The organism is Nocardioides hankookensis (genome assembly GCF_042658885.1).
Classification (GTDB): Bacteria; Actinomycetota; Actinomycetes; order Propionibacteriales; family Nocardioidaceae; genus Nocardioides; species Nocardioides hankookensis.
Genome location: NZ_JBHSRJ010000009.1, coordinates 504,365 through 524,856 on the forward strand (window position 1 = coordinate 504,365; position 20,492 = coordinate 524,856).

27 protein-coding genes and 1 tRNA gene are annotated in these 20,492 nt (G+C 71.4%); 10 read left to right on the forward strand and 18 right to left on the reverse strand.

Features of this window, described 5'->3' with window-relative positions; all coding sequences use genetic code 11:
- Positions 1-32 precede the first annotated feature (32 nt).
- The 3 genes from ACFPYL_RS21945 to ACFPYL_RS21955 form a co-directional block, all read right to left on the reverse strand.
- Positions 33-758: a tyrosine-type recombinase/integrase gene (locus ACFPYL_RS21945; RefSeq protein ID WP_379160880.1), complete on the reverse strand. Its 726-nt coding sequence runs from the start codon at positions 756-758 to the stop codon at positions 33-35.
- A 293-nt stretch (positions 759-1,051) separates the two neighbouring features.
- Positions 1,052-1,276: a hypothetical protein gene (locus tag ACFPYL_RS21950; protein ID WP_379159553.1), complete on the reverse strand. Its 225-nt coding sequence runs from the start codon at positions 1,274-1,276 to the stop codon at positions 1,052-1,054.
- On the reverse strand, positions 1,276-1,479 hold the full coding sequence (locus ACFPYL_RS21955) for a hypothetical protein (protein WP_379159556.1): 204 nt from the start codon (positions 1,477-1,479) through the stop codon (positions 1,276-1,278). The genes ACFPYL_RS21950 and ACFPYL_RS21955 overlap by 1 nt, the downstream gene beginning before the upstream one ends.
- Before the next feature lie 258 nt (positions 1,480-1,737).
- On the opposite strand from ACFPYL_RS21955, the gene ACFPYL_RS21960 reads away from it, so the two are divergent.
- Genes ACFPYL_RS21960 through ACFPYL_RS21975 form a run of 4 tightly spaced genes read left to right on the forward strand, consistent with a single transcriptional unit; the run spans position 1,738 to position 4,140 of the window.
- The gene (locus ACFPYL_RS21960; RefSeq protein ID WP_379159559.1) at positions 1,738-2,097 is read left to right on the forward strand and encodes a hypothetical protein; all 360 of its coding nucleotides are present in this window, start codon (positions 1,738-1,740) and stop codon (positions 2,095-2,097) included.
- Positions 2,098-2,121: 24 nt separating this feature from the next.
- A complete protein-coding gene (locus ACFPYL_RS21965) occupies positions 2,122-2,541 on the forward strand; it encodes a PPOX class F420-dependent oxidoreductase (RefSeq protein ID WP_379159562.1) in 420 nt (139 codons plus the stop codon).
- Between the two features lie 35 nt (positions 2,542-2,576).
- Positions 2,577-3,431, forward strand: coding sequence for a hypothetical protein (locus ACFPYL_RS21970; protein WP_379159565.1), 855 nt, complete (start codon positions 2,577-2,579; stop codon positions 3,429-3,431).
- A 13-nt stretch (positions 3,432-3,444) separates the two neighbouring features.
- Positions 3,445-4,140, forward strand: coding sequence for a haloacid dehalogenase type II (locus ACFPYL_RS21975; protein ID WP_379159568.1), 696 nt, complete (start codon positions 3,445-3,447; stop codon positions 4,138-4,140).
- On the opposite strand, the gene ACFPYL_RS21980 is transcribed toward ACFPYL_RS21975, so the two are convergent.
- On the reverse strand, positions 4,127-6,508 hold the full coding sequence (locus ACFPYL_RS21980) for a penicillin acylase family protein (protein WP_379159571.1): 2,382 nt from the start codon (positions 6,506-6,508) through the stop codon (positions 4,127-4,129). The genes ACFPYL_RS21975 and ACFPYL_RS21980 overlap by 14 nt on opposite strands.
- Positions 6,509-6,687: 179 nt before the next feature.
- Here ACFPYL_RS21980 and ACFPYL_RS21985 point away from each other — a divergent pair, with 179 nt between their 5' ends.
- Positions 6,688-7,995 (forward strand): hypothetical protein, encoded by a 1,308-nt coding sequence (locus tag ACFPYL_RS21985; RefSeq protein ID WP_379159574.1) that lies wholly within the window; start codon positions 6,688-6,690, stop codon positions 7,993-7,995.
- A gap of 1 nt (position 7,996) precedes the next feature.
- Here ACFPYL_RS21985 and ACFPYL_RS21990 read toward each other — a convergent pair whose 3' ends face one another.
- The 6 genes from ACFPYL_RS21990 to ACFPYL_RS22015 are packed head-to-tail and all read right to left on the reverse strand — an operon-like array spanning position 7,997 to position 11,046.
- The gene (locus tag ACFPYL_RS21990; RefSeq protein ID WP_056154171.1) at positions 7,997-8,296 is read right to left on the reverse strand and encodes a GroES family chaperonin; all 300 of its coding nucleotides are present in this window, start codon (positions 8,294-8,296) and stop codon (positions 7,997-7,999) included.
- Between the two features lie 39 nt (positions 8,297-8,335).
- Positions 8,336-8,590, reverse strand: coding sequence for a DUF3618 domain-containing protein (locus ACFPYL_RS21995; RefSeq protein WP_379159577.1), 255 nt, complete (start codon positions 8,588-8,590; stop codon positions 8,336-8,338).
- 57 nt (positions 8,591-8,647) lie between these two features.
- Complete coding sequence (locus tag ACFPYL_RS22000; RefSeq protein ID WP_379159580.1) at positions 8,648-9,400, reverse strand: energy-coupling factor ABC transporter ATP-binding protein; 753 nt, start codon at positions 9,398-9,400, stop codon at positions 8,648-8,650.
- Positions 9,397-10,065: a cobalt ECF transporter T component CbiQ gene (gene cbiQ / locus ACFPYL_RS22005; protein ID WP_379159582.1), complete on the reverse strand. Its 669-nt coding sequence runs from the start codon at positions 10,063-10,065 to the stop codon at positions 9,397-9,399. Before cbiQ ends, ACFPYL_RS22000 begins: the two co-directional genes overlap by 4 nt.
- Position 10,066: 1 nt before the next feature.
- The gene (locus tag ACFPYL_RS22010) at positions 10,067-10,351 is read right to left on the reverse strand and encodes a PDGLE domain-containing protein (protein ID WP_379159585.1); all 285 of its coding nucleotides are present in this window, start codon (positions 10,349-10,351) and stop codon (positions 10,067-10,069) included.
- Positions 10,348-11,046, reverse strand: a complete 699-nt coding sequence (locus ACFPYL_RS22015; RefSeq protein WP_379159588.1) for an energy-coupling factor ABC transporter permease — start codon at positions 11,044-11,046, stop codon at positions 10,348-10,350. Before ACFPYL_RS22015 ends, ACFPYL_RS22010 begins: the two co-directional genes overlap by 4 nt.
- A 99-nt stretch (positions 11,047-11,145) precedes the next feature.
- On the opposite strand from ACFPYL_RS22015, the gene bcp reads away from it, so the two are divergent.
- The 3 genes from bcp to ACFPYL_RS22030 all read left to right on the forward strand — a co-directional run bounded on the left by bcp (position 11,146) and on the right by ACFPYL_RS22030 (position 12,661).
- The gene (gene bcp / locus ACFPYL_RS22020) at positions 11,146-11,643 is read left to right on the forward strand and encodes a thioredoxin-dependent thiol peroxidase (protein ID WP_379159591.1); all 498 of its coding nucleotides are present in this window, start codon (positions 11,146-11,148) and stop codon (positions 11,641-11,643) included.
- A 22-nt stretch (positions 11,644-11,665) separates the two neighbouring features.
- Positions 11,666-11,742: transfer RNA gene (locus ACFPYL_RS22025), tRNA-Leu, on the forward strand.
- A gap of 49 nt (positions 11,743-11,791) precedes the next feature.
- Entirely contained in the window at positions 11,792-12,661 is an 870-nt protein-coding gene (locus ACFPYL_RS22030) for a bile acid:sodium symporter family protein (protein WP_379159594.1), read from the forward strand.
- On the opposite strand, the gene ACFPYL_RS22035 is transcribed toward ACFPYL_RS22030, so the two are convergent.
- The 8 genes from ACFPYL_RS22035 to ACFPYL_RS22070 all read right to left on the reverse strand — a co-directional run bounded on the left by ACFPYL_RS22035 (position 12,649) and on the right by ACFPYL_RS22070 (position 18,504).
- A complete protein-coding gene (locus ACFPYL_RS22035) occupies positions 12,649-13,236 on the reverse strand; it encodes a 1-acyl-sn-glycerol-3-phosphate acyltransferase (RefSeq protein WP_379159597.1) in 588 nt (195 codons plus the stop codon). The two genes, ACFPYL_RS22030 and ACFPYL_RS22035, sit on opposite strands and share 13 nt — an antisense overlap.
- Positions 13,233-13,847 (reverse strand): RdgB/HAM1 family non-canonical purine NTP pyrophosphatase, encoded by a 615-nt coding sequence (gene rdgB / locus ACFPYL_RS22040; RefSeq protein WP_379159600.1) that lies wholly within the window; start codon positions 13,845-13,847, stop codon positions 13,233-13,235. The genes ACFPYL_RS22035 and rdgB overlap by 4 nt, the downstream gene beginning before the upstream one ends.
- Positions 13,844-14,566: a ribonuclease PH gene (rph, locus tag ACFPYL_RS22045; RefSeq protein ID WP_379159603.1), complete on the reverse strand. Its 723-nt coding sequence runs from the start codon at positions 14,564-14,566 to the stop codon at positions 13,844-13,846. Before rph ends, rdgB begins: the two co-directional genes overlap by 4 nt.
- A 175-nt stretch (positions 14,567-14,741) precedes the next feature.
- On the reverse strand, positions 14,742-15,152 hold the full coding sequence (locus ACFPYL_RS22050; RefSeq protein WP_379159606.1) for a hypothetical protein: 411 nt from the start codon (positions 15,150-15,152) through the stop codon (positions 14,742-14,744).
- Positions 15,153-15,156: 4 nt separating this feature from the next.
- On the reverse strand, positions 15,157-15,921 hold the full coding sequence (locus ACFPYL_RS22055) for an SGNH/GDSL hydrolase family protein (protein ID WP_379159609.1): 765 nt from the start codon (positions 15,919-15,921) through the stop codon (positions 15,157-15,159).
- A gap of 69 nt (positions 15,922-15,990) precedes the next feature.
- Positions 15,991-16,794 (reverse strand): ABC transporter permease, encoded by an 804-nt coding sequence (locus ACFPYL_RS22060; RefSeq protein ID WP_379159612.1) that lies wholly within the window; start codon positions 16,792-16,794, stop codon positions 15,991-15,993.
- A 1-nt stretch (position 16,795) separates the two neighbouring features.
- The gene (locus ACFPYL_RS22065) at positions 16,796-17,605 is read right to left on the reverse strand and encodes an ABC transporter permease (RefSeq protein ID WP_379159615.1); all 810 of its coding nucleotides are present in this window, start codon (positions 17,603-17,605) and stop codon (positions 16,796-16,798) included.
- Positions 17,602-18,504, reverse strand: coding sequence for an ABC transporter ATP-binding protein (locus ACFPYL_RS22070; RefSeq protein ID WP_379159618.1), 903 nt, complete (start codon positions 18,502-18,504; stop codon positions 17,602-17,604). Before ACFPYL_RS22070 ends, ACFPYL_RS22065 begins: the two co-directional genes overlap by 4 nt.
- A 128-nt stretch (positions 18,505-18,632) precedes the next feature.
- Between ACFPYL_RS22070 and ACFPYL_RS22075 the strand changes: the two genes are divergently transcribed.
- Positions 18,633-19,793, forward strand: coding sequence for a sensor histidine kinase (locus ACFPYL_RS22075; RefSeq protein WP_379159621.1), 1,161 nt, complete (start codon positions 18,633-18,635; stop codon positions 19,791-19,793).
- Positions 19,790-20,455 carry a response regulator gene (locus ACFPYL_RS22080; RefSeq protein WP_379159624.1) on the forward strand — a complete coding sequence of 222 codons (666 nt, stop codon included), beginning with the start codon at positions 19,790-19,792 and terminating at the stop codon, positions 20,453-20,455. The genes ACFPYL_RS22075 and ACFPYL_RS22080 overlap by 4 nt, the downstream gene beginning before the upstream one ends.
- Positions 20,456-20,492 lie beyond the last annotated feature (37 nt).

A 20,492-nucleotide genomic window follows, 5' to 3' on the forward strand; every position in this document is an offset into this window, starting at 1 on the left:
CTGGCTCGTCTCCCGTTCGAGCCAGCACCACCTCACGCGACGTCGCCGAACGTGGTCGCCGCGGTCATCGCGGCACGCACCGAGTCCTCGTGGATCAGCGTGTAGACCATCGTGGTCTCTGGCTTCGAGTGCCCGAGCAGCTCCTGGACCGCACGCAGGTCCTTGGTCGCGGCGTAGGCCACCGTCGCGCACCGGTGCCGCAGCGTGTGACACGTCCACCCCGGCGGCAGCACCTCGGAGACCAGCTCGCCCACCCGCGCCGGCGACAGCGGCGCGCCGGCGCGACCCCACGCCCTCGAGGTGAACAGGTAGCCGGGCGGCAGCTGCCGCAGCACCGCGGCGAGCCCGTCGGGCAGCGGCACCAGGCGCTGCTTGCGGCCCTTGCCGTGCACGACCAGCGAGAACCCGGCCAGGTCCGCCACGATGTCCTCGAGCCGTGCTCGAGCGAGCTCACCGCGGCGCAGCCCGCACGTCGCGGCGAGCAGCAGCATCAGCCGCACCCGGTCGTCCGCGGCCGCGATCGCGTCACGGAGCACTGCCTCCGGCACGGGCCGCGGCAGCTTCTTCGGCACGGTGATCTCCGGCGTCAGCGCCGCCGGGTTGTCGGCTCGCCGGCCGGTCGCCTGCGCCCAGGCGTAGAACGCCCGCAGCGAGGCCCGGTAGGTGCGCTTCGTCGACGCCTGCCAGCTCTGGCTACCGAGGTAGACCACGAGCTGCTCGGTCGTCAGCGACCACGGGTCGACGTCGATGTCTCGCATCACGCGCCGGACCTGGTAAGTGCGCAGGTCGATGGTGTCGGGCGATCGGTTCGCAGCGCGAAGCCAAGTGGCCCAAGAGTTCACTTCCGCCTCAGAGATTGACATGCGCCGCAGGGTGGCATTGTGCGAAGTGCCCTGGTTGTGACTTGAGCCACATTCTGGGGGCGTACCGTCCGAAAGGGTGCGTGGAAATAGCCCAGATGGGTATGTCCCGCGCTGCCTACCGACCCTGGACCGATCCCCCTTCTCTCGACTGGGGCCCTCCTCAGCAGCGCGGGACAAGTCCTCCCCGGTCACGCGGCCGCGTCGCGCGTGCGGTCGTCGAGGTAGCGGATCCGCGGGATGATCGGGTCGGCGATCCCCCACCCGAGCACCGGCGAGACGTGCAGGCCGCACACCCTCACCGCGAGCAGGTCCGGGGCCTCCCGGAAGATCAGCTCGAGCTCGACGCCGCGGGTGCACAGCCCGAACTCGCACTGCCTCGGCACCGCGGTGCCGCCCTCCACGTCGATCGCCATCAGCCCTGCCTGACCTTCCTGAAGATGTTCACCATGTCGTCGGTGACCTCCCACCCGGCCAGCCAGGTGAGGGTCTGGATCTCGTGCCGCGAGAGGTTGTGCGCCGCCGGCCCCATCGCCTCGAGCAGCCGCTCGTAGGCGTGCCGCGTCCACTCCGAGAGCTGCGGCGGCTCACTCGGCGGGATCGGTGCGGGGACGACCACGGGTCAGGACGCCTTCCTCGATCGGAACATTGCGAGGTCAACGACGTCGTCGCCAGGACGGGACGGCCGCGGCCGCGGGTCACCGGGCAGCCGGTCGACGATCGACGCGACGACGCTCAGGTGGCGCTCGCCGGCGTCTCGACGTCCGAGACGGCGGCTGATCCAGCGGGTTCGGGGTTCGAGTCCCTGATGCCGTACCACCCTCGAAGGGCCGGGAACCACAGGTTCCCGGCCCTTCGTGCGTCCTAGAGTTGTTCCATGGAGAACCGGTGGTCGATCGGGTCGCGCAACAGCGTGCTGTCGCTGTGGTCGGAGGGCTCGGTGCTCAGCATCGCGTCGGTCGGATCGGTCGCCTCCGTCGGCAGCGTCGGGTCCTTCGCGTCCCTGGTCTCCCTCGGCTCCTCGATGAGCCGGTGCTCGTGGCTCTCCTACCAGAGCGACGGGTCGGTGCTCTCCCACCAGTCGAAGCGCTCGGTGCTCTCGTCACAGAGCCACGAGACGGTCCAGGGCTTCCAGGAGCGCGGCGACCTGCCGCGGCGGGTCGCACCGGCACTCTCGCTCGCGGCGCTCGGGCTCTCCTGGGCGACGTACGCCGTGATCCGGCGCGCCCTGGGCTGACCGCGCCGGGTGCATCCTGGACCCATGGAGATCCAGCAGGCCGTCGAGGCCATCCGCGCGAACCGCCAGGCGGTCCTCACCACGATCAAGCGGGACGGCCGACCGCAGCTGTCCAACGTGCTCGCCGGCGTCGGCGACGACGGGCTGATCCGGGTGTCGACGACCGCCGACCGGGCGAAGTACGTCAACCTGGCGCGGACGCCGTGGGCCGCCCTCCACGTCAACGGCGAGAGCTTCTGGTCCTACGCCGTCGTCGAGGGCGACGTGACCCTCTCGGAGGTCGTCGCGGACGCGCACGACGAGGCCGCCGACGAGTCCGTCGCGCTCTACCGCTCCCTCGCCGGCGAGCACGACGACTGGGACGACTACCGCGCGGCGCTGGTGCGCGACCGGCGGGTCGTCGTCCGCGTCGCGCCGACCCACGCCTACGGGATGCTGCGCTGACGTAACCCCGTCGTCCCGGGCCTCGTTGGACCTGCATGTCGAAACGGATGCTCGCTGCCCTGGCCCTCGCGACACTCGGCCTCTCGACCGCTCCCGCCGGATTCGGGTCCGCGCCGCCACGCTGGGCACCGGCCGATTCCGCGACGATCCACCCCGGCACGATGATGTACACGAAGGGTGCGCAGTGCACCGCCAACTTCGTCTACCGCGACAAGGCCGGCCACGTCTTCGTCGGGTACGCCGCCCACTGCGCCGGGCTCGGCGAGGCGACCGACACCAACGGCTGCCAGGCGAAGTCGCTCCCGCTCGGCACGAAGGTCACCTTCAACGAGGGCGGCAACGTCACCGACGAGGGCACCCGCCTCGCGACCGGCACCCTCGTCTACTCGTCGTGGCGCACCATGCGTCGCCTCGGCACGACCGACGCCAGCACCTGCGCCTACAACGACCTCGCCCTGGTGAAGGTCAAGCCGCGCGACGTCGCGAAGGTGAACCCCTCGATCCCCTTCTGGGGCGGCCCCACCGGCATCGACACCAACGGCACCGCCGCCGGCGACCGGGTCTTCACCTTCGGCAACTCCAGCCTCCGCGGAGGCGCCGAGGCACTCTCGCCCCACACCGGCATCAGCCTCGGTGACGACGCCGCCGACGGCGGCTGGTCGCACCCTCTCTACACCGTCACCCCGGGGGTCCCCGGCGACTCGGGCTCGGCCTTCCTCAGCGAGGACGGCAAGGCGATCGGCGTGCTCTCCACCCTCGGCCTGGCTCCCCTGCCCGCCTCGAACAACATCGGCGACCTCGGCAAGGAGCTCGCGTTCGCCCGGGCGCACAGCGGCCTGAAGGGCTTGCGCCTGGTCAAGGGCACGGAGAAGTTCTCGCCCGTCCTCTGACACGATGGGTCCGATGCAGACCAGCGACATCCGCGCCCTGGTCTTCGACGTGCTCGGGACCGTCGTGGACGAGAACGCCACCGTCGAGCGCGCGGCCGCCGAGATGTTCGCGGCGGCGGGGCTGCCGCGCGAGGAGCTCCCTGGGTTCCTCGAGGAGTGGGAGCGGGAGCAGCGTTCGCGCATGGACGCCATCCGCACCGCGGGCGCGGCCTGGACCGACAGCGACGCGATCCGGGCCAGCACCCTCCGGGAGCGGATCCGGACCCGAGGCTGGGACGTCCCGGAGCCCGCCATCGACCGGCTGGCCACGGTCGGCCACCGGCTCGATCCATGGGCGGACTCCGTCGCCGCCCTCGAGCGGCTCGCACTGCAGCGCGCCGTCGTCGCGCTCACCAACGGCAGCGTCGCGCAGATGGCAGACACGTTCGTGCACGCCGGTCTGCGCTGGACGCTGGTCCTGAGCGCCGACCAGGTGCAGACCTTCAAGCCCGCCGACGCCATGTACCGGCTGCCGCCGGCGTACCTCCAGGTCGCTCCCGAGCAGATGCTCTTCGTCGCCGCCCATCCGTGGGACCTGGACGCCGCCGCAGAGCATGGCTACCGGACCGCCCTGGTCCGACGGCCGGGCACGAGCACCGAGGGCGAGGACCGGTTCGGCCTCAGCGTGGACACCATCGCCGAGCTCGCGGACGTGCTCAGCGCCCGCTGACCACGACCCGACGCACCAGGTCGCGCTTGATCTGGGCCCGGGTCCAGGGGAAGCGCACCCAGCGCTCCTGGGAGAAGAGTCGCGTCTGGTCGGCGGCGTACGGCGAGCGCGGGTCCTCCGACTGCCCGTAGGTGAGGATCGTGCGCGCGTCGACGCGACCGCCCGACAGGAACGACACCGCCTGGATGTGCGACGAGCCGTAGGTCACCGGGCGGTAGTGGTCGCGGTTGCTCACCGGCCAGCGCGACGCGAGGGCGTTGGCGTTGCCCGCGGCATCGCCGGTCCCGCCGCCGAGCGGGAACGGCTTCGCACCGCGGTCGCCCGCGACCTGGAGCGAGCCCCAGCGGGCGTCGAACGGGATCTTCCGCGCCCGCAGGGCCGCGATCGCGTCGGCCATCGCCTGCACCAGCTGCGGGTTGGCGACGTTGAGGTCGCGCGGGGTGTTCAACGGGTCCGCCGGGTCGAACGGCGTGAGCCAGACCCCGGTGTCGGGCAGGCGGGCGATGAGCTCCTCGAAGAGCGCGTAGCCACGTGAGCGGGCGTCGGAGTGCCCGTCCCAGCGGTGCAGCGCCGCGCACGCCTCGGTCTCGCCGGTGGCCGCGCAGAGGGTGTCGAGCGCGCCGCCCTCCCGCATCACCTCGCCGGCCATCACCCGGTTCTCGTACTCGTGGCCGCGCAGCGTCCGCGGCGACTCCTTGCGCCCGGACGCGAGCCGGTCCATGACGTAGTGGGAGACCATCCGGGTGCGCATCGTGCGTTCGCACCGCTCGCAGCCGATGATCCCGGCGTACCCCTCGAGCGGCTGCGCGGGGTTGGGCAGCCAGTAGGAGTCGTTGGCGTTCATCACCCAGTCGCGGCGGACCTCGGAGGGCAGGTTGCGCGGCCCGAAGATCCCGGGCCTCTCGGCGTCGGCGTCGGTCCGCCAGGCGCAGCGGCCGTCGGCGAAGGTGCCGTCGAGCCCGGGCAGCCCGGCCACCGCGTCGAGGACGGCCCCGGAGGGCGTCAGGCACTGGGCGGCCAGGTCGTCCGGGACGTTGGGCACCACCGAGTGGTCGGCGTACAGGACGTCGCCGTGCCGGTCCGCGGCCGTCGTGTTCACCCACGGCATCCCCGCACCCGCGTCCTGGCGGCGCAGCAGGTCACGCACGCTGGTCGCCTTGCCCATGGCCAGGAACGTGTCGACGGTGCGCAGGTGCTCGGCGTTGGCATCGCGGATCGCCCACACGCTCGCCGGCCCCCACGGCATCAGCATCGCCGGGGCGTCGATCACGTAGCCCTGCGGCGTCCGGTAGAGGTCCTCGCTGACGGTCCTCAGGCCGCCCTTCGTGCGGACCCGCACCTTCACGGTGTCCTTGATCAGCTGTCGCGGGCCGTCCTCGGAGAGGTACGTCGTGCCCGGGCCGGACGTCTTGTACTCGTACGGCGTGAACCGGTAGGCCGTGGACACCGTGTGGCTCCAGGCGACGTCCTTGTTCCAGCCGATGTTGACGGCCGGAGAGCCGATCAGCGAGGCGCCGGCGACGTCGTAGCGACCCGGGATCGTGAGGTGCTGCTGGGTGAAGTGGTAGCGACCGCGCCACGGGAAGTGCGGGTTGCCGAGCAGCATCCCCTTCCCGGTCGTCGACGCGGCACCCCCGACCGCGGTGGCGTTCGAGCCGAACGGCGCGTCGGGGTCGCGGCCGAGCGCCTTCAGCAGTGCGTCGCGGTCGACGTCGGCGGCCTTCACCGGCAGCTCGGGCAGCCCGGGGTCGTCGACCGTCGGCGGTGCGGCGTCGACGATCTCCTTCACGAAGACCCCCGAGGAGGCGAGCAGGTTGGCGAGGTAGACGCCGTACCAGAGGTCGATGGTCGTCACGTCGTCGCGCAGGTACGCCGCCCCGCGGCAGGCCGGGTCGGTGACCCGGTGGGTGCGCAGCCACTCGTTGGCGCCGGCGACGTAGCCGCGGACCATCTCCCGGGCCTGGCGGCCGGGGCCCGCCACGGGGTCGCGCAGCAGCCGCTCGACCACCTTGCGCTGCCGCAGGTCGGTGACGAACGCGTCGACCTGGAGGTTGGACGCGTCGAGCGTGACCTGGTCGTTGTAGCGACCCTTCGGGCCGAGCCAGCGGGACCGCTGGCCGCGCGCGGTCAGGAGGGTGTCGGCCAGCGTGCACACCGACGCCTCCGTGGCGGCGTACCCGCTCCCGAACCCCAGCGACCCGAAGCTGTGCGCCGTCACGTGCGGGACGCCGTGCTCGGTGAACGCGATGGCCGCCCGGTAGCGCGGCGTCGGTGCGGGGAGCGCCTCGGCCGAGCCGCCGGGCGCGCCCGGCAGCCCGGTCAACGGGAGCAGGACGAGCGTGAGGGCGAGGACCAGGAGGGCGCGCATGCCAGGTCAACGCCGTGGGTCGACGGGGGGTTATGCACGCCACCTCCCAGGGCTTTCCGCAAGGCCGCCGCAAGGTTCGTCCACCGCTCGGCCAAGGCTCGTCCACAACCGGCGACAGGGGCATGGCGGCATGTGAACCTCTACCTGTCACCGATCTCGGACCAAGGAGCAGAACCTCGATGCGTACCCGCCTCGTCACCGCCGCCGCACTCCTCGTGCCGGCCGTGCTCGCACTCGGCGCGGCCCCGGCGATCGCCGGCGGCAGCCCGGGCGGCGACAACGGCACGATCAAGCTGAGCGAGGTCGGCGGTCCGGAGGACCAGAGCAACGACCCGAAGCTCTGGTGCTCCTTCGAGGTCCAGTGGTACGGCTTCGACGCCGGCTCGTCCCTCTACTCCGACGTCTCCTTCGAGGGCCAGGGCGCGGACAGTGGCGTCACGATCGGCGTGACCGGCTCGACCCACGTCTTCATCGGTGAGGACGCCGCGGGAGGTGGCACCGACCACGACGCCACGCAGGTCTACACGCTCAGCTTCGACAAGCCCGCGGCCAACGCCAACCAGGGCTACCACGTGAAGGTCACCACCGCGAACGGCGGCTCGAAGGGCAACGACACCAAGACCAAGGTCTTCCACGTCGCTCCCTGCGCGGTTCCCGCTCCGCCGACCCCGGCCGACCCCACGCCGACCCCGGCCGACCCCACGCCGACCCCGGCCGACCCCACGCCGACCCCGGCCGACCCCACGCCGACCCCGGCCGAGCCCACCCCGACCCCGGCCGACCCGACCCCGGCCGACCCGGTCACGACCGAGGCGGGCCAGCCGACGCCGGCCGTGATCCCGTGGAGCTGGGACTGGCAGTACGCCGCCCCGTCCTGCGACGCGCTGACGGTCGACTACCCGGCCAACATCCCGGACGGTCAGGCGAACGACGTCAACATCCGGTTCGCGACCCCGTCCGGCCAGCGCACCCTGAACTTCCACGACAACAACGGCACGTGGGCCGGCCGCACGGTCTTCACGTACGCCGGCCACGCGCAGTGGCCCGCCGGGCTCACGTCGTACGACGTGGTCTGGGTCCAGGTCGGCGGCACCAACTACCACTGGCAGGGCCAGGTCTCCTGCGGCGATGCCGCCCCGGCTCCCGCTGCTCCGGCCCCCGCCGACCCGGCTCCCGCGGCCCCGGCGCCCGCCGCTGCCGCTCCGGCGCTCGTCGCCCAGGTCCTGGGCTTCCGCTCGGGTGTCGCTGCCGTCAAGGTCGGCGCCGCCCCGCAGGCCGACTGGGTCTCGGTGAGCGCGACCGACGCCGACGTCCTCCGGGTCCAGCACCTCAAGAAGGGTTCGTGGAAGTCGGCCGGCGTCGCGCAGATCGACGACGACGGCGACGCCAAGGTGACCTACCCGCGGCTGGGCAAGCGCGGCACCTACAAGTTCCGCGTGCTGGTCGACGGCGTCGCGTCCAAGACGCTGGTCGTCCGGGTCCGCTGACCTACAGGTACAGGCCGGTCGCCTCATCGCCGACCCGGTCGGCGGCGACGGCGTGCACGTCGCGCTCGCGCATCACGACGTAGAGCTCGCCGTGCACCTCGACCTCGGACTTGTCGTCGGCGTCGAAGAGCACCCGGTCGCCGACCTCGACGGAGCGGGCGTGCGGGCCGACGGCGACCACCTTCGACCAAGCGAGGCGGCGCGCGCCCATCGCGGCCGTGGCGGGGATGACGATGCCGCCGGACGAACGGCGCTCGCCGGCCTCCCGGTCGAGCTCGACGAGGACCCGGTCGTGGAGCATCTTGATCGGGGTCTTGCTGGACAACGCGTCACCCACAGCTCAGTTGACGACCTTGCGGATGATCGCGAACACCACGACGACGCCGACGACACCGCCGACGACCTTGAGGATGTTGTCGGTGCGCGGCTGGCCGGTCTGCCGGTCGACGAAGTGGCCCTTGATGCTGCTGACCTCGCGGCTCACGATCGTCTTGGGGTGCGCCCGGTAGAGGAGCTGGTCGATCGTGGTGGCCAGCTGTTCCCTGGTCTCCTCGATCTCAGCCTCGAGAGCGGACAGCGATTCGTCCTTGCCCACTTCTTCTCCTCCGTCGACGGGTGCGAGTGCGAGGCTATCAACCGCGCCGGGGCCCGGTCAGGGCCGGGGCGCTGCCGTCCGCGGGTCGAACCCGAAGGGCAGCTCGAGCCGGTGCGCGGTCATCAGCGCGTCGTCGGTGAGGACGTCGTACGTCGACCCGTCGGCCACGACCGTGCCTCCGCTGAGCACCACCGAGCGCGGGCACAGCTCGAGGGCGTAGGGCAGGTCGTGGGTGACCATCAGCACCGTGACGTCGAGCGAGCGCAGGATGTCGGCGAGCTCGCGGCGCGAGGCGGGGTCGAGGTTGGACGACGGCTCGTCGAGCACCAGGATCTCCGGCTCCATGACCAGCACGGTCGCGACCGCGACCCGGCGCCGCTGGCCGAAGGAGAGGTGGTGCGGCGGGCGGTCGACGTACTCCGCCATGCCGACCTGCTCCAGCGCGTGCATGACGCGGCGGTCCAGCTCCTCGCCCTTGATGCCGAGGTTGGCCGGGCCGAAGCCCACGTCGGCGCGCACGGTGCCCATGAAGAGCTGGTCGTCGGGATCCTGGAAGACGATGCCGACGCGGCGCCGGATCTCCTGCAGGTTGGCCTTCTCGACCGGGAGGCCGCTGACGGAGACCGAGCCCGCCCCGGCGGTGTGGATGCCGTTGAGGTGCAGCACCAGCGTCGTCTTGCCGGCGCCGTTGGGACCGAGCAGGGCGACCCGCTCCCCCTGGTGGACGTGCAGGTCGACGCCGAAGAGCGCCTGGTGGCCGTCGGGGTAGGCGTAGGCCAGGCCGCGGACGTCGAGGACGGGAGTGCTCACCGGGGCATCCTCCCGGTGTAGCCGCGCGACAGCATGGCGAGGTGGACTCGCTCGCCGCGCTCGTAGGAGCGGATGAAGAGGGCGCCGGCCGAGCGGGCCAGCACCGGCCAGTGCTTCGGGTTGCGGGCCGTGAAGCCGCGGGACTCCCGGGCGACCCGCATCCGCTGCATCTCGCCGGTGACGACGTCGAGGTAGCGGACCATGAACGACATGATCTGCACCAGCTGCTGCGGCAGGTGCAGCCGCTCGAGCCCGAGGAGCAGCTCGTTGGGCTCGGTCGTCGCGGCGAGGGTGAGGCTGGCGAGCACGCCGAGCGTGCCCTTGACCAGCAGCGCGATCCCGGCCTCCAGGCCGTGCTGGCTGACGCTGACGCCGAGCACCTCGGTCTGCGGCCCGGTGGCGACGAACGGCAGCAACACGGCGAAGAGGACGAACGGGACCTCCACCACGGTGCGCTTGAGCAGGTACGTCGGGGGGACGCGCGAGAGCGCGATGACGCCGACCAGCGCAGCCAGGTAGACGGCGAACGCGGCGTACCAGTCGCGGGGCGTGGCCACCACGACGACCATGAAGCCCAGCAGCGCCAGGACCTTCAGGTGCGCCGGGGCGCGGTGCACCACGGAGTGACCGTGGAAGTGCAGCTTGTGGCCGTGTCCGGCGCCCACCTCAGGACCGGTCGTCCCGCGAGCGCCGGCGTACGACGTACGTGACGCCGCCGGCCAGGGCCAGCACGACCAGCACGCCGATGACGCCGGTGAGGCTGCCGTAGCCGTCGAAGAACCCCTGGTGGGTCCGGCCGGTGCCGGCGAAGCCGTGGTCCTCGGACACCTTCGTGAGGCCGTCCGGGTTGGCGTCGGCGAAACGGCTCACGATCCCGGCCAGGGCCAGGGCGACGAGGAGGACACCGACCAGGACCACCTTGGTGCTGGGCCTGGAGCGGGGGCGCCTCATGCGGCCGCTCCCGTCGTGGGCGTGCGGATCTCGAGCTCGCGGCGCTCCAGGATCGGGCGCGCGCCGTACACGAGGTCGGGGCGGACGGCGAGGATCGCGCCGACCGCGAGGAACGTGATGATCCCTTCGCCGATGCCGATCAGGACGTGGACGCCCACCATCGCGGCGGCGAGGTTGTCGAGCGGGATGTCGGCGGTGCCGCCGATCGCGTAGAGAGCCACGAACAGGCCTGCGGCGATCGGCACCGAGACCAGCGCGCCGATCCCGGCCTGGACCGGGACCATCGAGAGCCGCTTCGGCATGACCATCTGGAGGCCCTTGAAGACCAGCCACCCGACGGCGACCGTGGTCAGCCCCATCAGGGTGATGTTGGTGCCGAGCGCGGTGATGCCGCCGTCCGCGAAGAGCAGGCACTGCACCATGAAGACGACGCTCAGGCACAGGATGCCGGTCCACGGCCCGACGAGCACCGCCGCGAGCGCCCCACCCATCAGGTGACCGCTGGTGCCGGAGGCGACCGGGAAGTTGAGCATCTGGACGGCGAAGATGAAGGCGGCGACGAGGCCGGCCATCGGCGCGGTCTTGTCGTCGAGCTCATTGCGGGCCTTGACCAGGGCGACGCCGATCGTCACCACCGCGACGGCGCCGGTGGCGGCCGACGTCGGTGCGTCGAGGAAGCCGTCAGGGACGTGCATGCGCTCTCCTGCTCGGGTGGGACGGGGGATAGGTTGGTCGTGCCCGAGATTGCCCACCCTACGTTATTGCACATTCTTTGCGACAAGGAGTTCCGCCCCGTGAGCCAGCCCGCGCGCCTCTCCCCCGGTGACACCGCTCCGGAGTTCACCCTCACCGACGACACGGGCGCGGAGGTGGCGCTGAGCGACTTCCTCGGCCGCAAGGTGATCGTCTACTTCTACCCGGCCGCGATGACCCCCGGCTGCACCAAGCAGGCCTGCGACTTCACCGACTCCCTGTCCTCGCTCCAGGCGGCCGGCTACGAGGTCGTCGGCGTCTCGCCGGACAAGCCGGAGAAGCTCGCCAAGTTCCGTGAGCGCGACGGGCTCACCATCACCCTGCTGTCCGACCCGGACAAGAGCGTGCTGGCGGCGTACGGCGCCTTCGGCGAGAAGAAGCTCTACGGCAAGGTCGTCGAGGGCGTCATCCGCTCCACGGTCGTCGTCGACGAGGACGGCAAGGTCTTCCTCGCGCAGTACAACGTCAAGGCCACCGGCCACGTCGCCAAGCTGCGCCGAGACCTCGAGCTCAACAACGCGGACGAAGAGCCGCGCTGAGTCTCTGGGACACTGCTGTCGCGCGCCCGTAGCCCAACAGGCAGAGGCATCAGGTTTAGGTCCTGACCAGTGCGAGTTCGACTCTCGCCGGGCGCACCACCTCCCTCGATCGACCCCGCGATGTGACGGCGGTCACTAGAGTCCGCGCATGGACTCCGCGCTCACGACCGTCGCCCTCCCGCTGGCGCTCGGCATCATCATGTTCGGTCTCGGGCTCTCGCTGACCCCCGGCGACTTCCGGCGCGTGGCCAGCGCACCCAAGGCGGTCGCCGTCGCGCTCACCTGCCAGCTGGTCATCCTGCCGGTGGTCTGCTTCGGGCTGGTGAAGGTGCTCGACCTGCCGCCGCTGCTCGCGGTCGGGATGATGCTGCTCGCCGCCTCCCCCGGCGGCACGAGCGCCAACCTGTTCAGCCACCTCTTCCGCGGCGACGTCGCGCTCAACGTCTCGCTGACGGCGATCAACTCGATCATCTCGATCATCTCGCTGCCGCTGATCACCAACCTCGCGATCAACCACTACGACCTCGGCGACTCGGTCTCGCTGCAGTTCGTCAAGGTCGTGGAGGTCTTCGCGATCGTGCTGGTGCCGGTCACGATCGGCATGCTCGTGCGGGCCCGCGCGGCGGGCTTCGCGACGCGGATGGACAAGCCGGTGCGGATCGGATCGGCCGTCATCCTCGCGGTCCTGGTGCTGGGGATCCTCATCGACCAGCGCGAGGACGCGGCCGGCTACCTCGCCGACGTGGGCCTCGCCGCCGCCCTGTTCTGCGTGATCTCACTGGTGACGGGGTACGTCGTACCGCGCGCCGCCGGCGTCCGCGAGGCCCAGGCGGTCGCGTCGTCGATGGAGATCGGCGTCCACAACGCCACCCTGGCGATCTACGTCGCGGTCGAGGTGCTCGACAGCACCCAGATCTCGATCCCGTCCGCGGTCTACTCGATCTTCATGTTCGCGTTCGCGGCTCTGTGGGGCGTCGTGCTCACCAAGCGGCTGGCGCGGAGCGCTCAGCCCGCCTGAGCCTCTTCCTCACGCAGCCGCGGCACCGTCGTGCCCTCGGGCTTGATGCCGGTCTTGTCGGCGAAGAACGCCCGGATCCGGTCCATGTCGGCGACCACGTCGCCGGTCACCGGGAAGGTCGGACCCCACCCGACGGTCCGCGAGGGTGCGTCGAGGAAGGCGAGCGTGATCGGGAGACCGGTCTGCTGGGAGATCCGGTAGAAGCCGGACTTCCAGTACTCCCCCTTGCTGCGGGTGCCCTCGGCGGCGATCCCGAGCAGGAAGGTGTCGTCGGTCTCGGCGTCGGCGAGCAGTCCGCGGATGGTCGCGCCCGGGTTGGACCGGTCGAGCTCGACGGCACCGGACGCGCGCATGATCGGGGCGAGCGGTCCCTTGAAGAACGAGTCCTTGACCAGCAGCCGGATCTGCACGTCGTTGTCCCACGCGAGCAGCATCGTCAGGACCCAGTCCCAGTTGGAGGTGTGCGGGGCGCCGACCAGGATCCCCTTCTTCGGCACCACACCGACGGTCTTCCAGCGCGACAGCCTGAGCAGCAGCCTGGCCAGGTTGCGTCGCAGGAAGAAGTGTCGCCTCACCGCAGGATCCGGGCGACGATCGGCGCCATCCGGCGCAGCGCCCAGCCGCGGTGCGAGATCGCGTCCTTGTCGGCGATGCTCAGCTCCGCTGTCGTCAGCCCCGGCCGGGCCTCGGCCTCGAAGAGCACGTCGTACCCGAAGCCGCCGCTGCCCCGGACCTCCCGGATCACCCGGCCCGGCATCGTCCCGCTGGTCAGCTCCTCGCCGTCGGGGTGGCAGAACGCGACGGCGCAGTGGAAGTGCGCCGTACGCCGCTCGTCCGGCACGTCCTCGAGCTGCGCGAGCAGGAGCTCGTTGTTGCGCTGGTCGCTCTTCGGCGGCCCCGACCAGCGTGCGGACAGCACGCCCGGCATGCCGTTGAGCGCGTCGACGCACAGCCCGCTGTCGTCGGCCAGCGACGGCAGCCCGGTGGCAAGCACCCCGGCGCGGGCCTTCAGCAGGGCGTTGCCCTCGAACGTCGCCTGGTCCTCGACCGGCTCGTCGTAGCCGTCGACCTGGTCGATGCCGAGCACCTCGACGTCGGGGAGGTGCTCGCGCAGGATGCGCTCCATCTCCGCGATCTTCTTGGCGTTGCGTGAGGCGAGGAAGACCCTCATCGGCGCCCCGCTCATGAGCTCAGCGCCTCCTGCTGGAGACGCGTCAGGTCGGTGCAGCCCTTCTCGGCCAGCGCCAGGAGGGCGTCGAGCTCGGCGCGGTCGAACGCCGCGCCCTCGGCGGTGCCCTGGACCTCGACGAACTTGCCCGCGCCCGTCATCACGACGTTCATGTCGGTCTCGGCGCGGACGTCCTCGACGTACGGGAGGTCGAGGCGCGGGACCCCGTCGATGATGCCGACGCTGATGGCGGCGACGGACCCCGTGAGCGGCTCGCCTGTCAGTGCCCCGGTGGAGCGCAGGTGGGCGACCGCGTCGGCCAGGGCGACGTACGCCCCGGTGATAGCAGCGGTGCGGGTGCCGCCGTCGGCCTGGAGGACGTCGCAGTCGAGCTGGATCGTGTTCTCGCCGAGCGCCTGGTAGTCGATGACCGCGCGCAGCGAGCGCCCGATCAGCCTGCTGATCTCGTGGGTGCGGCCGCCGATGCGGCCCTTGACCGACTCGCGGTCGGAGCGGGTGTTGGTCGATGCAGGGAGCATCGCGTACTCGGCCGTCACCCAGCCCAGGCCGGAGCCCTTGCGCCAGCGCGGCACGCCCGGCGACGCGGAGGCGGCGCACAGGACCTTGGTGCGGCCGAACTCGATGAGCACGGAGCCCGCCGCGTGGTCGAGCCAGTTGCGGGTGATCGTCACCGGTCGGAGCTCGTCGTCTGCCCTGCCGTCTTCGCGTGCACTCATGGGACGACCCTAGGGTGTGGCCCCTTATCCGGCGCCGTCGCGAGCAGGTTTTCGCGCCGTGTCTGGCAAGGCGGAGGTGCGAAGGCGGGACGGAGTCCCGTCGAGTCGCCGACAACGCGGCCAGATCGGATGCGAAAGCCTGCGTAGCAGGCGTTACCGGATAAGGAGCCGCGCCTCAGGGCGTCCGGACCAGCGGGAGGATCCGGGAGTCCTCGAGCGCCGCGGTGCGGTGCCCGAGGCCCATGATGTACGCCGCGTCGGTGGCGAACGCGAAGAAGTCCTCGAGGCTGCGCTGGTGCACGAGGATCGCGTGGTCCCACCGCTCGTGCTCGGGGCCGACGAACCAGGCGCCGCCGTCACCGAGCACGTCGTACGAGCCGCCGCTGGCCTCCAGGAACGGCAAGGTGTGCTCGACGTAGAGCGCGTACGCCGCGCTGCCCGAGATCGGCGCGGCCGGCGCGAGCTCCGGCGAGAGGGAGTAGTCCGCGACGTCGCGGAAGCGCAGCAGGTTGAGCATCGAGATCGGTCCGGCCGGCTTGCGTGCGATCAGCGCGTGGATCGTCGCGTCCGTGGGGTCGAGGTGCACGTCGTCAGACTAGAACGCGCTCGCGACGGACCTCGGTCCACGCCATCCGGACCGCCCACGGCGCGAGGTCCCTCGCCCGACGCCCCACCCACGGGCCACCCTCGGCCATCATCCACGCGAGGTCGCGCCGCCAGCTCGGGTCGTAGCCGCCCGCCGCTACGAGGCTGGGCGGCTCGCAGGCGATGCCGGCGACCGCGAGCAGCCCGGCGTACGCGTGGGCGAGGACGCGGTGCCCGAGCTCGGAGGGATGCAGCCGGTCGACCGACCAGAACCTCCGGTCGGTCACCTCCGGCCGGGTGGCCAGGTCGATGCGCAGGCCGCCGTACGTCGCGTGGATCTCGTCGTAGACGCGGTTGACGGTCTCGATCCGTTCGGCGAGCGGCCGGCGCAGCACACCCGGCAGGCCGAAGACGGAGCCGTGGTCGTGGAAGCGAGCCGTCAGCAGCAGCGCCCCGGAGCCGTGCAGCGCGTCCGCGCACGTCATCAGGTCGTCGCGCACCCGGGCCGGGTCCCACGCCGAGCGCATCGTGTCGTTGATCCCGACCACCAGCGAGGCGACGTCCGGCCGGTGCGCGAGGGCCGTGTCGAGCTGCTCGGCGCGCACGGAGGTCGCCGTCGCTCCGGAGACCGCCACGTTGCACGACGAGACGTCGTACGACGTCGCGAGCGCACCGGCCAGCAGCCGGGCCCAGCCCCGCCAGCCCCCGGGCACCGGGTCGCCGATGCCGTACGTCGTGCTGTCACCGAGGGCTGCCAGCCGCAGGTACATGCCTTCAGGGTCTCCGGACCCGGTTCCGGTCGACCGACGCGAGGTGTCGTGTCGGTCAACGTTGCGTGACTACTTCACCTCGGCCCGGAGGATGCGCCCGATGCCGATGACGAGCGGGACGACCAGCCAGATGAAGCCGGACACGACCAGGTGCGCCCACTGGTCACCGGTGAGGGGCCAGTCGTAGAGCTCGTTCTGGGCCGTCAGGAAGTCGATCCAGGGCGCCAGCTTGTCGAACCACGCCATCAGCGAGGCACCGATCCCGATCAGGATCGGCAGCACCCACTTGTAGACGAAGAAGACCACGATGGCGCCGGCCGTGTTGAGCAGCAGCGCCGCCAACGCGAACCCGCCCAGCATTGCGAACGTCTGGTTGACGATGAAGGCGAAGAAGCCCGCCCACCCGAACGTCCAGTCGGCGCCGCCCTGCGCGGCCCCGTAGATCAGGTTGCACGCCAGGCCCAGCACGATCGCGACCGCCACGGTCGCCAGGGTGAGCAGCACGCCGACGACGGCCTTGGCGGCGATCACCATCGGGCGCCGCGGCTCGAGCGCGAAGGTCACCATCGCCGTGCGCTGGCCCCACTCGCTGGTCACCAGCATGATGCCGAGCACCGGCAGCAGGAACGACGTCATGAACGCCGCCGCCCCGATGAAGTCCCCGAACTGGATCGACTCGTCGTTCGCGATCACCACGGCCAGCACGACGGCCTCGGTGGCCAGCACGATGAGGCCGATCACCATCAGCAGCCAGAAGCTGGCGCGGGTGTCGTAGGACTTGCGGAACTCGACCCTGACGAGGCGCCAGAACGGCGTCGGACGGGTGGTGGAGATGTCCAGCGCGTGCCCGAGTCCGGGCGCTGCGGTGGTCATGTCACTTCACCTCCGCACGCAGCACCCGGAGGATGCCGATGACCAGCGGCACGACCAGCCAGATGAACCCGGACACCGCGAAGTGGGACCAGTCCTCGCCCGACATCCCGTTGCCGTCGAAGAGACCGGTCTGGGCGTCGTTGAAGTCGATCCAGGGCTGGATGTCCTCGAACCAGCCGATCAGCGCGGCGCCGAGGCCGAAGAGGCCCGGCAGCACGAAGGAGTAGACCATGTAGAGCACGATCGCGGCCGGGGAGTTGAGCAGCAGCGCGGCGAACGCGAAGCCGGTCAGCATGCCGATCACCTGGAGCAGCACGAAGTACGCCGTCTGCTCGACGCTCTGGTCCCACACGACCGTCGCGCCCGAGAACGCGCCGTACAGCGCGTTGCAGATCGTGGCGAGCACCAGCGCGATGACCACGGCCACGATCGCCAGGCCGATGCCGACCACGAACTTCGCGGCGATCACCAGCGGTCGCCGGGGCTCGAGCGAGAACGTCACCATCGCGGTGCGCTGGCTCCACTCGCTGGTCAGCAGCAGGATGCCGATGACGGGCAGCAGCAGGCCGATGGAGAAGTTCGTCGAGGTCAGGAAGTCGTTGTAGGAGACCCGCAGGTCCTGGGCGACGACGACGGCCAGCTGGATCGCCATGACGACGCCGGTGAGGACGGCGGTCGAGATCAGCAGCCACAGCCCGGCCCGGGTGTCCCAGGTCTTGCGCAGCTCGACCCTGACCAGGCGCGAGAACGGCGTCGACGACGTCGTGGAGATGTCGAGGGCGTGGCCGAGGCCGGGAGCCGTGGCACTCATGACAGGCCCTCGCGCTGGGTGTCGGAGGTGAGCTCGAGGAAGAGGTCCTCCAGTCCGCCGTCGGCGGCGCGGAGGTCGGTGAGCACGATCGCCTTCTCGGCGGCGGTGCGACCGACCTCGACCGGTTCGGTCTCGACCCGGAGGCCGTCGCCGGCACCGGCGACCACGAAGCCCTTGGCCTGGAGCGCCTCGGCGAGCAGGTGGTTGTCGAGTGCGGTGACGAAGGTGGTGCCCGAGCCCTTGGCGCCGGCCAGCAGCGACTTCTTGTCGCCCTGCGCGACGACCTTGCCGTGGCCGATGAGGATCATCTCGTCGGCGATCAGCTCGACCTCGTTGAGCAGGTGGCTGGAGAGCAGCACGGTGCCGCCCCGCTCGGCGTACCCCTTGAGGAGGCCGCGCATCCAGCGGATGCCGGCCGGGTCGAGGCCGTTGGCGGGCTCGTCGAGGATGAGCACCGACGGGTCCCCGAGCAGCGCGTGGGCGATGCCGAGGCGCTGCTTCATGCCGAGGGAGTAGTTGCGCAGGCGACGCTTCGCCTCGCCCGGGGTGAGCGAGACCAGCTCGAGCATCTCGTCGACGCGCGAGTTGTCGAGACCCATCGTCCGAGCACCGAGCTCGAGGATCTCGCGGCCGCTGCGGCCGGCGTGCTGGGCCGAGGCGTCCAGCAGGACGCCGACGTGGCGCCCGGGGTTGGGGATGTCCTGGTAGAGGTGACCACCGATGGTCACCCGCCCCGAGGTGGCGGGCGTCAGCCCGACCATCACGCGCATCGTGGTCGTCTTGCCGGCGCCGTTGGGACCGAGGAACCCGGTCACCCGCCCGGGCTGGCAGACGAAGCTGACGTTGTCCACTGCCGTGAACGTGCCGTACTTCCTGGTGAGTCCTTCGACGGTGATCATGGGTCCAGCCTGCCGCACGACGACGACAGAAACATCCTTCGTCGGGCGCGAGCCGCGAGACCTTAGTAGGGGGTCGCCAGCGACCCGCGGCCGCTCCGCCGGGAGCCGGCGCGGCCTAGCCTTGCGGCGTGGACCGCCCCGCCCCTGAGGAGTACCAGCCGCCGCTGCGGCTGTGGAGCCACGCGTGGCGACTCGTCCTCATGGTCGCGATCTCGGCCGTCGCCTGGCTGCCGGTGTCCAGCGACCAGGAGCGCATCTCCGAGCTCTGGGTGATGGGCGACCTCCTGCTCGGCGCCATCTGCTTCGTCCTCGTCTTCTTCCGCCGCCGCTGGCCGGTCCCGATCGCCCTCGTGCTCAGCCTGGCCAGCGCGGTGTCCGGAACCGCGTCGGGACCGGCCGTCCTCGCGGTCGTGTCGCTCGCGACCCGGCGCAGGTGGCGGGAGGTCGCACTCGTCGGCTCGGTCGCGTTCGCCGCCAGCCAGTTCTTCAGCACCGTGCTGCCGACCAACGGCGACTCCGTCTGGGTCTCCCTGTCCGTCAACGTCGTCGCGACGGCGGCCGTGCTCGCGTGGGGCATGTACATCGGCTCGCGTCGGGAGCTGATCTGGACGCTGCGCAACCGGGCCGAGCGGGCCGAGTCCGAGCAGGAGCTCCGGGTGGAGCAGGCCCGCGGCAACGAGCGCGCCCGGATCGCCCGGGAGATGCACGACGTCCTCGCTCACCGGATCTCGCAGATCTCCATGTACGCCGGGGCGCTCGCCTACCGCGAGGACCTGACGCCCGCCGAGACCCGCGCGAGCGCCGGCGTGATCCGCGACCAGGCGCACGAGGCGCTGACCGACCTGCGCGACGTCCTCGGCGTGCTGCGCGACGACACCGGCGAGCGGCACAGCGCGCCGCAGCCGACGTACGCCGACCTGGCCTGCCTGGTCGCCGAGGCCCGCGACAGCGGGCTGCGGGTCGAGCTCGAGGACCTGGTGCCGGAGGACGGCCCGCGGGTGCCCGACGCCGCCGGGCGCACGGTCTACCGGATCGTCCAGGAGGGGATGACCAACGTGCGCAAGCACGCGCCCGGGGCGCTCCTCACGGTGCGGATCACCGGCACCCCCGAGGACGGCATCGACGTGGTGCTGCGCAACCCCCTCGGCTTCGGTCCGACCCAGACCCCCGGCGCCGGGCTCGGCCTCGTCGGTCTCACCGAGCGCGCGGAGCTGCGCGGGGGCCGGCTCGAGGCCCGGCGCGACGGGTCGATGTTCGTGCTGCACGGGTGGATACCGTGGAGCACATGACGCGGGTCCTGGTGGTCGACGACGACCCCCTGGTGCGCTCGGCGCTCGGGCTGATGCTCGGCGGCCAGGCCGACCTGGAGGTCGTCGGCGAGGCGTCGGACGGCTGGGAGGGCGTCCGGCTGAGCGCCGAGCTGCACCCCGACGTCGTCCTCATGGACATCCGGATGCCGCGGCTGGACGGGCTCGCCGCGACCCGCGAGCTGCACGCCCGGCCCGACCCGCCGCGGGTCATCGTGCTCACCACCTTCGACGCGGACGAGCACGTGGTCGAGGCACTGGCCGCCGGCGCGGACGGGTTCCTGCTCAAGGACACCCCTCCCCCCGAGATCGTGGCCGCCATCCGCAAGGTCGTCGACGACGAGCCGATGCTCTCCCCCTCCGTCACCCGCACCCTGATCCGTCGCCTGCGCGCCGACAGCGCCGAGCCGGACACCGGCCGCGAGCGCGCCGAGCAGGCCCAGCAACGGCTGACGGCGCTCACGGACCGGGAGCACGAGGTCGCCCTCGCCATCGGCCGCGGCCTCAGCAACGCCGAGATCGCCTCGGAGCTGCACCTCTCCGTGCCGACGGTGAAGGCGCACGTCTCCCGACTCTTCGACAAGCTCCAGGTGACCAACCGGGTCCAGATCGCCATCTGCACTCACGACGCCGGACTGAGCTAGCGAAGTCCGGAGTACGTCGGGAGATTGAGGGCGCCGG